This window comes from Furfurilactobacillus cerevisiae (genome assembly GCF_048961765.1).
In the GTDB taxonomy this organism is placed as follows: domain Bacteria; phylum Bacillota; class Bacilli; order Lactobacillales; family Lactobacillaceae; genus Furfurilactobacillus; species Furfurilactobacillus milii_A.
The window spans coordinates 1-11008 of the sequence record NZ_CP185255.1 but is presented as its reverse complement, the minus strand read 5'-3'; the positions used below and the strand labels follow the sequence as shown (position 1 = coordinate 11008).

Below are 11008 nucleotides of genomic sequence, written 5' to 3'. Positions count from 1 at the left end.
GATTATCACCTCAAACACATATTAAAATAAAAGTACCTTTTTATCAAGTACAGAACTTATAAAGGTACTTGATAAACAGACAAAAGGTACTTGATAAACAGACAAAAGGTACTTGATAAACAGACAAAAGGTACTTGATAAACAGACAAAAGGTACTTGATAAACTTCTGTGAGCCTTGGGAGAGTAGGGCTAAAGAGGGGTCTAAAAGAGGTTTAAAAGAGGTTTATAAAAGAGGTATATAAGAGGCGCCACTGTACGAGATACAAACCTAAAACAAAAAAAACACAAAGGAGTGAGCCAAAAAACGGCTCACATTAAACTCCAGTCGCTATGCTCCTTGCGCCTCACGCTGTTCGTTGCCTAAAAGGTGTGGCAAGCCACATTAATTCGGGCGCTGACGCCCCGAACCCCGTCCAAGCTGAGCCAGCTTGACCGCTTTTTCACTCGCCGTTAGGCAGGAAAGCAAAGTTTTATAGAAACTTTGGCTTTCGCCAATTCAGTGTTAAGACTGGTTTAGAGCTGTCAATTCCTTATGCTCCCACGCTGCGCTCGTCCGCTACCATTGACAGCAAACAGTTAGTTTTTCCGAATCTTAACAAGACTTTAAATGCTATATTCGTTTTTAAGGGCCTTATTTCTCGTTTCTAGCGATTTTGAGACTGTTTATATATATTTATACCAAAGGAAAAATAAAAAGCCCTCAACAGGCTCTTAGAGGGCTAAATAACGAAGCCAGGACGATTAATAACATCTTCTTGTCTTTTTTGCAAAATATAAGTGTATAAGGAATCATACAAATTCTTTTTAATCTCGTCAGGTTCATTGACAGAAGCTTCAAACAATTCTTGAATATCAACTTGCCAAGGATCAGCAAGCATTTCATCAATGGGCTTTAATACTTTCTTTTCGTCCATCTGAGTTACTCCTAACATTAGCTAATTATTTCAGGTTTAAATTAAAGGCATCTTTTTATAGTTAGTTATTCAAAGATTGTGTGTAAAAGGCACCCGTAAAATGTAGGAAAACGGCAGGTTAGAACTGTTGGTTTTCCTACATTTTTTGTATCATGAATCACATCAGAGTGTAGGAGGAATTTGATGTGAGACGTGATTTAAGAGAAGGAGTGACGATTTACGTGACTGAAAATATTAAGCCTAACTTCGCCGAGATTGCCCGGCAATATAATGTTGATTATCGAACCGTTAAGAAAGCCTATGAGGAAGTCAAAGCTGGACTTAAGGGCCGACCAAGTGGTCGACCGAAACGGCCAAGTTTACTGGATCCATTCAAGCAAACCATCGATTCAAAGCTTGAACTAAATTGTTCGGCTGCTTCAATTTTTAAATTTATCCAGAAGAAGGGCTTTACCGGCAGCTATACCCTCGTGAAAGATTATTGTCGCCAAACCCGCCGAGAACGAGTTAAGAAAGCTACCATTCGGATTGAACATTCCCCTGGTCTCTCTGCTCAAGTTGACTGGAAAGAAGAAATGGCCCTAGTGAGCAGCGAGGGTGAGCTGTTTAAATTCAATATTTTCTTGTATGTATTGCCTTATTCAAAACTCAAATATATGACACTAACCTTTGATCGGAGCCAAGATACCCTCTTTTCTTGCTTACACGACGCTTTCCTTCATACCGGAGGTATTCCGACGGAAATCTGGTTTGATAATATGAAAACCGTTGTGGATCATACAAAATCCCAGTTTGGCCACGCTGTCTTTAACGAACGGTTCCACGAATTCTGTAAAGATGCCGGTTTCACACCAATTGCTTGTCGACCATTCAGACCACAAACTAAAGGTGCAGTTGAAGCCCTTGCTCGCACGGTTGAACGTTTACGGCCATACAATACTGAATTTGCTGATGGAACTGAGCTAATCGAACTAGTTCATATGCTCCGAGATGATCTAAATCATGAAACTTCGCAGGCCACGGACGAAGTCCCGTACCTGAAATGGTTAGACGAAGAAAAAGAGTACCTTCATCGCGTTCCAGTTAATCTCCTTGAACCATACTTCGAAGAAAACATTACCCGTGTCGTTTCGAAGGAGGCCATGATCAATTTCCGCAAATGTAAGTACTCAGTAGATCCGCGATACATTGGTTGTACGGTTGCTGTTGAAATCTCCAATGATGAGCAGCGCATTCACATTTATTATAACGGAGAAGAAATTCGTACGCACTCCATAACTACCAATTCGCTGAATTATGACCCCCAAGATCAGTTCAATATCCTCAAATCTGATTTGCTTAAAGGGCGGACAGATGAAGACATTTCAGCTTACATTCGTGAACATATGACTGATTACGACAACTTATAGGAGGCTACCATGACCACTAATAATCAAATTCTTTTAAATAATCTTGAGCGCTTAGGGTTAAACAAAATCCGTGAATACTTGCCGAATTACCTTGATCAAATTCACACTGATAATCTGTCATTAACTGAGGCGCTAATTGATTTAACTAATTCGGAACTCCAGAATCGACACGAAGGTCAGATTGCACGGGCCATTGGCCGTGCTCGGTTCCCCAATACAAAATCCCTAGATACATTTGATTTTAGCTTTCAACCCAGTATGAATCGCCAAGAGGTTCTGGAATTCCAGAATCTGGCTTTTATGGAAAAGTCTGAAAACTTAATCTTTATTGGCAATCCGGGAGTCGGTAAAACCCACTTGGCAATTAGTATTGGGATTGAGGCCTGTAAACAGGGCTGTCGGGTTCTCTTTATTAATTGTCATGAGCTGTTGATTAGATTGAGAGCAGCTTACGAAAAAGGACTGCTTGATCGATCTCTAAGCCGCTATTCGCGCTATGACCTATTAATTATTGATGAAATTGGGTATTTGCCAATTGGTCACCAAGAAGCTAACCTCTTATTTCAGCTAGTCAATGCCCGCTATGAAAAGCATTCAACGATCATTACCAGCAATAGTGATCTATCCGCTTGGGTTGATATTTTCCAGAACCCAACTGTGACAGCAGCCATTCTCGATCGCTTGGTTCATCATGTTCACGTAGTGAAGATCACTGGTAAATCTTACCGATTACGTGGCCTCAAGTAACTGCCGAAAACCTACATTTCTTTCTGCCGAAAACCTACATTTTTAAACTGCCCTTGACAATTGTGATTAAGTTTAGAAAGAAAAACGGTGTAAAGCAATTAAAAAGATTTGTTTGAGCGCAGCGAAACCTAATACAATTTTTGGGATATCGAAACACGTCAAAGTTAGTTGACGTGTAAATGCGCATTGAACTAAAAAAACCCTTTTATTTTAATGATCAAGTTAGCTATTTTTTAGCGTCATTAAACGGAATGAAATGAGTTTAATGCGCACTTACACCCTTGACAGATGTCAAGGGTAGATTTAATCCCCATCGAAATGGGTATTATTTGTATTAGAAGGCTAGCGCCAACTATAAAAAAACTAGAGCTGAATATCAAGATTGATCAATCACATTGCGAAGGATCCAATGACTATAAGCAAGACGAGCACTGGGAGTTATCACCCAGGGGTGATTAATTTCAAAAATTTGAATTTCAGTTGCTAAGTAAAGTGGCGTCTTGCCATGATTAAAAGCAAAAATGGGTTGCGGAAAATCAGGCTTACTAGCAACTTGATGAACACTTTGACGAGAGTTCATCTGCCAACGAATTTTTAAATCTTCACGCGACAATAATTTTGGCAGGTGTGTTTTTTCAATTTGAGCTTGTTGTTGCAACTTTTGTGTAAACTCTTGTTTGGTCTTGTTTTGATGCCAATCATCAAAAAGATCATACTTGTTGGTTTCAAAATCTAAATCCATAAAAACACCCCCCTAACCAAAATCAATTTGATCTAGCATCGTTTCGGTACTAGCCTGGTCTAAGCCTAAATAAGCTAAAGTCATTGCCTCACTGGAATGATTTAGCAAATTCATGACTAAGCCAATATTATAATTTGATTGCGTGTAAACGCGATAAGCCCCGGTTTTACGCATCGTATGGGTCCCCAGATAATTAATTCCTAACAGATCGCCAACCTTACTCATGATTTTGTAAAATTGTTTTTCTGTAATATGGCGCTCGGGGTGCTGAATCGAGGGAAACAACCAGTCAGAAACCAAATGGTTTTCTTGCAACCAAGCTTGATAGGCTAATAAATCAGTTTGCACGGGTTTTAAGTAGAGCAGGTTAGCTTTACCGGTCTTTTGGTCGTGGATAAACGCATTCTGACGCACGGTGCCGTTTTCGTTAAAGACATCTGTCCAACGAAGCTTCATAACGTCGCTCACTCGCAACAGAGTCGCTTTACCCACTTGAAAAACGGTATAGTTACGCCAACCAGCTTTGAAATTATGGAGTAACGTATCTTGCACTTCTTTGAGCACATTTGAATCTTTGATTGGTAAGACAATTTGTTGCATAGTTTTAGCTCCTTAAAAAATTGATTTTTAGTACAAATTAAAGTACAATATTAAGTACAATGAAAGGGTGGTAAATATGACATTAGCACTAACACAGAGCGATTTTCGCGCTAACCTAAAAAAATATTTAGATCAAGTTAATGACGAAGACGAAACCGTTTATATTGCTCGTTCAAATAGTCGCGCAGTAGCCATCGTTTCACAAGAAAAAATGGACTGGCTAGAAAGAGCATTAAAAGCTAAAGAAGGTTCGTTAGAATATGCAATTGCACGTGATCAGTTAATTAAACGCCATGTTTTACCTGACGATGAAATTGTTGAATCAGATGATGATTATTGGGGTCAGTTTAAATAATGAAAAAACTAAGATTTAAACCACGTGCAACCTTTAATGCTGATCTAAAACGGTTAGCCAGTTTAGACAAATCTATTATTGATGAAGTTCGAGCAGCCATTGACCTGTTGCTTGAGCAACAACAATTACCACCAGAATTTGAAGATCATGAGCTTAATCGGCGAATGAGCGGTTATAATGAATTTCACTTACGAGATACCCCGAAAAACAAAACACCAAGCGAAACTAACGATGTCCTGGTTGTTTATACGATTGATAAAGATGAACTAGTCTTAATTGGAATTCGAGTCGGATCGCATGATCGTTTATTTCCTGGTCAAAATCGTGCTAAAAGGTATCGAAAAAATGACAAATAAAAGAAGCTATTTCTGGTATATAAAAATAAATAACCCCTAATATCTACATTATAGATATTAGGGGTTATTCTTTCAACGTTTTCGAGGGGGTATTTGATAGAAATGGACCCTGTACGTTCTAATTTTCTTTCTTCAAAGCAAGATAATCAGTTGGTTCAAAACTAAAATATTGTTCTAGATTGCCATGATACTTCTCTAATTTTGCTTCCTTATTAATATCGTAAACACGATATAGCCAATATGATGAATTATCCTCTTTAGCGTATTGGCGTTCATTTTGAGAAATATAAAACCCCGCGTTTACAATCTAAGTGCAACACATAATTAAATAGACCAAAAAGGCCATGATGACCTATTCTTATAAGCAACCAAGCACATAAGAAAGGCACATCATGACCAACATCAAGCGTACCATCTCTAAGGCTTACCAACAACTATCAAATTTTGATCGCGTTCGCATTGAAACTCTGCTCAATCAGGGATTCTCCCAAGCACGGATTGCCCGCGAACTCAACCGCTCTCGTAGTACTATTTCGCGTGAGATCACTCGTGGCTCCGTTCTACAGCGAATTCCCGGGCATAAGGTAGCGTTGATTTACTTTGCTGATACGGCAGCTTATCTGCACGCTCAGCGGCGGGAGCGGTGTCGCCCCAAGACGATGCTTGAGAAGAACCCCGAGTTCTACGCCGCCTGTGCCGCTGCCATCAAGCAACGTCCACGCGTACACAGTGTGGACAGCTTCGTGCACACCTTCAAACGGGAACACGCAGACGAGGTTGTTCCTTCAACACCAACGGTTTACCGGGATATTGAGGCCGGTAGATTCGAACTACGGACCCACGACTTACCGCGCAAACCCAGTTTGCGAATTAAACGAAGCCATTCCCATACCCGCACCAATAAGACAAAGCTTGGTACCTCGATTGATGAAAGACCCATTGAAGTTCAAGACCGTCGGCAAGGGGGGCATTGGGAAGGAGATTTAGTGAAAGGTAAGCGCGTTGATAGCGAACCTGCGTTGCTGGTTTTGACAGAGCGGACGAGTCGCTTCGAAATCATCATCAAGCTCGCTAACTACAAAGCAAGTACCTGTAAGGTGGGACTTCAGTCCATCATTGATGATTACGGTGCGGAATACTTCACCACCATCACCTTTGATAACGGCAGTGAGTTCGCACAACTAGATTCAGTAGAAGAAACTGATGTCTACTTTGCTCATCCGTACTCACCATGGGAGCGCGGAACAAATGAGAACCAGAACGGCCTTCTACGAGAGTTTATTCCGAAAGGTCGCTCACTCCACCATTACGACATCATTGATATTCAGAGCTTCCAGGACGCACTCAACAGCCGGCCTCGTCGTATCTTGGGCTACCGGAGTGCGGCGGAACTGATGCCGGAACTCTAAGCTGTGTACCACTTATAGGATTGGACTAGAAACTGTTGCACTTAGATTGACAATACGGGAAATTAATCGTTTAGGCTATGAATTAATGATTAATTTCCATGTTAATTGGAGCACCGCATTCTTTGCAGGTGTGCAATTTTCCAGCACATGCCGGACACAGTTTATCGACTAGTGTTGACGGAAAAGTCATACTGGTACTGCAGTTGTAACAGCGGATGCTGGTAAAAGTCGAACCGCTGACTCCCGGTGATCCGTAAAAACAGTACTGACATTTATGCTGTTTAAGCCGAGTTTCCTTTTCAGCCATCTTTTTGCATACGGATTAAAGCGCTGTGTCCTTCGTTATAAAATAGATTCAGCAGTTTATCATTCGATAAAACAATTCACTACTTTACCCAGATTAAAATTTCTGACTTCTCACCTTTTTTACTCCTATACTAAAAAATAGTAATGATGTAATTTTAATCATTCCAATCAACTGTTTCCGTGTTGCCAAATTGTAATGCCTTATTGTTGTAACTCTGTAATTTATCCGCTTTTATTTGTTCTTCTGATGTCCGATGATTAGCTTGCATTTCGAACAAAAACCCAAAACAACCCGGAATAAATGATAATAATACCCAATAACTTCCAGAAATTGCAATACATGCAATTATTGTAAATATTGAAAATAAGATTCCTTGATAATGATTTCTTATTGCATGCAGAAAAGTTATATGCTCATTAACCTTCGGTGTAACTATGAATTTAGCAGGTTTGTTCATTAAAGCTAGTACGGTAGACTTGATTGTAATAAAATAAAAAGACCCATATAACAACATTGATTCTACTTCATAAATCAATAAATCTAAGAATTTCATACCGTTTTTTAAATGAAAAACACTATCGACTAAACTTTGACTAAAGTAACAGACTAACGTCGGTAATAACATAAATAATTGTGTTACTAGTGGAATGTGCAACTCTGGACAAATGATACTAACAATAACTAAGCTAATATATTGAAAAGCACTTATTGGAACTGATAGGGTAAAACAAAACAAATCGATTTTTTGATAGAGACTTATGGTCTTTGACTTGATGATTCTCGACGCATATTTTCTAAAAAATTCAAAATTTGCAGAACAAAACTTACTAGATCTAATCATTAATGCTGTCATATTAACAGGAAACGCTTCATTACCGTAAATTTGTGAAGCAAATTTAATGTTCCAGCCTTTTAGTGTAGCTTCAATAGAAGTACAAAGGTCTTCTGCCACCGCATAAGGTATTTGTCCAATATCTTCAAAGCATTCACGTGACATCATGACGCCATGACCTAATTCAATACATAATGCACCTCCAGTTTGGCCTACAGAAACGCCAGACACAGTTTTATTTAACCAGCCACCTTCAACGCTTCGTACAACGTTTTGCACTGGCCAAAAAATATTGCCAGAACTAGAGAAAGTACGCATAAACGAATTGTGGTTTTGTCCACTAATGTGATTACACTGAAGAATGCCAATATCATTGTAATAAAACATCTTTAAACATTTTTCTACAAATCTATTTTCTAATAATTCATCGCTATCTAGGATAACAAAGTAATCGTAGTCATGAGTGCCATTACACAAATAATTGTTTAAGTTTCCAGCTTTAGCATGCTTGTTTTGAGAATCTCTGACTAACTTTACATTAGGATGGGCTACCACAAAATCATCAATCATCTTGATGTATTTGGGGTCTGTAGAGTTATCCAAAATAACACCCTGCGTGTTATCATATGTCTGTTTTAAACATTGAGCTAGTGCATAAGGTATAAAATCATTATAGGTCGTATACAATAACTCAACTTTAGGGTGCCAGTCTGCAGGCGTTTCTTTTGCGAGTATTGCTAGTTCGGATTCTTTTACTTTGTCTTTAATCATTGCATAGCGGATAGCGATCATAATATTAGTTATTCCAAGCAAAAAGAAAAGTGCCACAAATAATTGATTGAATATAGGTAAAATTACTTCTAGTGGTTGCTTTTTAGTTAAAATAGGAAGTATGCTATCTGTGTATGTTAAATATTCATATAAGCACATAATAAACAACCAAATAATTAAAATAACTGGTACAAAGACTGGTTTAGAATGAAACAAGTGAAATTTTTTTAGTTTTGAATCATTATCATTTAACATTTATACTACATTCCTTTAATTTTTTTTCCATAAAATATGGATTGAAGTCAATATTTGAGACAGGTTTTAAGAGACATTCAGAACCGCGTTTACCTTCCACAGCTCAAATAAATCATTAACCTGTATTGTATGGTACATCCAAATATATTAACTTTACTTTTCCAGCGTATTGTTGTTTCAAACTATGCAAAGCTATCAAGTTGTTCCCCTTGATGATTAAATTTTCATCATCAAACTTATCAGTGGATACACCTTCTAAATTTTCTTTATCATACTTAGTGGCATTGACAAATATCTTGGGTTCTAACAATTCATCAATTTCAGGCTTAGCAATTGTTTCATGCAAAAAGGGTTCGTCAGCATCTTTTTGATCTTCTTTCGTCATGCCAGCTTTTAACACGGTATCTTTGAATGGAAAATCTAGAACCACATCAGCAGATTCGTCAATAAATTTTCCATTAGCCGTTAAACCGATTTTATTTGTATATTTTGTATAACTGTCTTCCCAAAATCCTTTATATTCAAACATCTCAATAAATTGATTAAGTTTAAATACTTCAGTATCAGCTATCTTTTCTACATAATTTTTATGTATTAAAGGATCTTTAAATAACTTTGTCATCAATTCATGATCGAATTTATCCAGATCATTAATTACATTATTCCGTTTTAGAGAACCCTTACTAGTTAAATACTTGTTTCCAAACTCTCCTAAAATACTTTTGACTTGAGACATTATCTTAGGCTCTATTTTCACGTTTAATCCACCTTTTTAATTTTTACCAGAAATGCCACCAACTATTATTGGCTTTATTATTATTAGATACTTTCTTTTCTTTCTGCTTGTCGTTTTTATCTTTGACTTGACTAGAATTAATGTTATTCGACAAGGTATCATCTTTATCATTTTTTGCCCGTTTTTGAATTGAACTAGAGGGTTCAGACAACTCACTCAGTTTCCGTACATGCTCTTTTAATCGATGGTTTTCTGCTACCGTGGCTAGTTGTAACTGCTGTTGCTGATCCACCAATTTTGTTAGGCGATCTATTTGTCGATCTTTGTTACTTATTTGCTGGTCTTTGGTAGCAAGCTGTTTGTCACGTTGAGACTTTAAATCTTCTATTTCTCTTCTTAGAGTAACAATTAGCTCATTATTTTCCTTGCTAGATTTTGTCACTTTTTTGCCACCTGTTTGTTGGTTCTTTGCTACCAAAGGCTTTGCTACCTTGTCCCTAATAATCCTTTCAGCTGTAAGGCTAATCATGTTTGTACCTTGACTATCTTTTTGTTGGTTCTTTGTTGGTAGTCTTTGGTAGTGATATTGAATAGTTTGTTTAGAGACCTTCAATTCATCAGCAAGTTCTCTAATAGTTTTAGACATGATTTTAAAACCCCTTTCGGAGATCAGCGAGAAATTCTTGTCTTGCTTGATCTCTGATTTTTTGATCATGTTCAGCTTGTTTTTCAGCCAGTACCTGTTTTTCAGTTGTTCCTAAAGGCAAGCATTTAACTTTGTCAATTGCACGCCACTTTTCTTTATCTGATAATTCATCATTGTGCTGAATGTTAAAGAGTTTTTGACGCTCATCTTGAAATTTGCCTTGAGAAAAATCATTTGCGTCCTTTCTTTCAGGTTCCCAAGTAAAAGAATAACCGATAACTGGTTTTCCTCTGCCTTTACCATATTTTTTTCTAATCGTTAGCCCTCTAAAAAGCGGGGTTAATTCTTCTCTAATTGGCTTAATAACCTTTTTGTCAACATTTGAAGGACTATTCCAATAACTTTTAGGTATATCAAGCAATTCAAAAAAATCTTCTTTAGAGAAATAAGAATAGCCAGTAGTTCGAAATTGCTTAATTAGACGAAACATTGTTTTAGCGTAACTGCTTTTTAAATTTCTAAATTCTGTTAGGGCATAACGAACCCAACTTTCTAAATCGTTTAGCAAGTGCAATGCTTTGGGATAAATCTGAATATCAACATAAGGTTCTTCAGCTTCACCTTTAATTTCAAATTCAGTAAACATAACAAAAAATTCACGATTTAAGCCACTCTTACTTCTACGGCCAAACCTAAGGCTGAGGATCTTTTGGTATGTATTTTCAATATCATCAATAAAACGTTTATTTGCGGTTGGTTTATAGTTACTAAGCTCTTTTAACTGGTCAAAAGAGAAACGAACAGTTTTATTCCCTTGATCCCGCATGCGGGAAACAATTGAAAAAAATAAATTCATCTCAATTGGGGTAAATTTTCTCAAGGGAATAGTATTCAACTCAGGATCATACTTAACTAACTCATTAGACAT

At 37.5% G+C, this 11008-nt stretch carries 12 protein-coding genes and 1 pseudogene; 5 read left to right on the top strand and 8 right to left on the bottom strand.

Annotated features, from left to right (window positions below; all coding sequences use genetic code 11):
• Positions 1 to 720: 720 nt before the first annotated feature.
• Positions 721 to 933, bottom strand: a complete 213-nt coding sequence (locus ABUE36_RS14800; protein WP_421017557.1) for a hypothetical protein — start codon at positions 931 to 933, stop codon at positions 721 to 723.
• 167 nt (positions 934 to 1100) lie between these two features.
• Here ABUE36_RS14800 and istA point away from each other — a divergent pair, with 167 nt between their 5' ends.
• Both istA and istB read left to right on the top strand, forming a co-directional pair.
• A complete protein-coding gene (gene istA / locus ABUE36_RS14795; protein WP_003555353.1) occupies positions 1101 to 2324 on the top strand; it encodes an IS21 family transposase in 1224 nt (407 codons plus the stop codon).
• Between the two features lie 9 nt (positions 2325 to 2333).
• Entirely contained in the window at positions 2334 to 3071 is a 738-nt protein-coding gene (gene istB, locus ABUE36_RS14790; protein ID WP_014386885.1) for an IS21-like element helper ATPase IstB, read from the top strand.
• A 376-nt stretch (positions 3072 to 3447) separates the two neighbouring features.
• On the opposite strand, the gene ABUE36_RS14785 is transcribed toward istB, so the two are convergent.
• Together ABUE36_RS14785 and ABUE36_RS14780 are read right to left on the bottom strand one after the other, a co-directional pair.
• A complete protein-coding gene (locus ABUE36_RS14785; RefSeq protein ID WP_421017556.1) occupies positions 3448 to 3813 on the bottom strand; it encodes a hypothetical protein in 366 nt (121 codons plus the stop codon).
• A 12-nt stretch (positions 3814 to 3825) separates the two neighbouring features.
• Positions 3826 to 4413: a site-specific integrase gene (locus ABUE36_RS14780; RefSeq protein WP_063207285.1), complete on the bottom strand. Its 588-nt coding sequence runs from the start codon at positions 4411 to 4413 to the stop codon at positions 3826 to 3828.
• 76 nt (positions 4414 to 4489) lie between these two features.
• Here ABUE36_RS14780 and ABUE36_RS14775 point away from each other — a divergent pair, with 76 nt between their 5' ends.
• Positions 4490 to 4768 carry a type II toxin-antitoxin system Phd/YefM family antitoxin gene (locus ABUE36_RS14775; RefSeq protein WP_003586674.1) on the top strand — a complete coding sequence of 93 codons (279 nt, stop codon included), beginning with the start codon at positions 4490 to 4492 and terminating at the stop codon, positions 4766 to 4768.
• A complete protein-coding gene (locus ABUE36_RS14770) occupies positions 4768 to 5124 on the top strand; it encodes a type II toxin-antitoxin system YafQ family toxin (RefSeq protein WP_027822196.1) in 357 nt (118 codons plus the stop codon). The genes ABUE36_RS14775 and ABUE36_RS14770 overlap by 1 nt, the downstream gene beginning before the upstream one ends.
• Before the next feature lie 118 nt (positions 5125 to 5242).
• Here the strand turns inward: ABUE36_RS14770 and ABUE36_RS14765 are convergent, their stop codons facing one another.
• Positions 5243 to 5410: a protein NO VEIN domain-containing protein gene (locus tag ABUE36_RS14765; protein WP_225434093.1), complete on the bottom strand. Its 168-nt coding sequence runs from the start codon at positions 5408 to 5410 to the stop codon at positions 5243 to 5245.
• 106 nt (positions 5411 to 5516) lie between these two features.
• Between ABUE36_RS14765 and ABUE36_RS14760 the strand changes: the two genes are divergently transcribed.
• A complete protein-coding gene (locus ABUE36_RS14760) occupies positions 5517 to 6533 on the top strand; it encodes an IS30 family transposase (protein WP_014386890.1) in 1017 nt (338 codons plus the stop codon).
• A 461-nt stretch (positions 6534 to 6994) separates the two neighbouring features.
• Here the strand turns inward: ABUE36_RS14760 and ABUE36_RS14755 are convergent, their stop codons facing one another.
• The 4 genes and pseudogenes from ABUE36_RS14755 to ABUE36_RS14740 form a co-directional block, all read right to left on the bottom strand.
• Positions 6995 to 8698: a glycosyltransferase gene (locus tag ABUE36_RS14755; RefSeq protein WP_421017558.1), complete on the bottom strand. Its 1704-nt coding sequence runs from the start codon at positions 8696 to 8698 to the stop codon at positions 6995 to 6997.
• Positions 8699 to 8816: 118 nt separating this feature from the next.
• Positions 8817 to 9455: pseudogene (locus ABUE36_RS14750) on the bottom strand (site-specific DNA-methyltransferase); the annotation flags it as partial.
• Positions 9456 to 9477: 22 nt separating this feature from the next.
• Positions 9478 to 10080 (bottom strand): DUF536 domain-containing protein, encoded by a 603-nt coding sequence (locus ABUE36_RS14745; RefSeq protein ID WP_014386892.1) that lies wholly within the window; start codon positions 10078 to 10080, stop codon positions 9478 to 9480.
• Positions 10081 to 10084: 4 nt separating this feature from the next.
• The gene (locus ABUE36_RS14740) at positions 10085 to 11008 is read right to left on the bottom strand and encodes a replication initiation protein (protein ID WP_100078199.1); all 924 of its coding nucleotides are present in this window, start codon (positions 11006 to 11008) and stop codon (positions 10085 to 10087) included.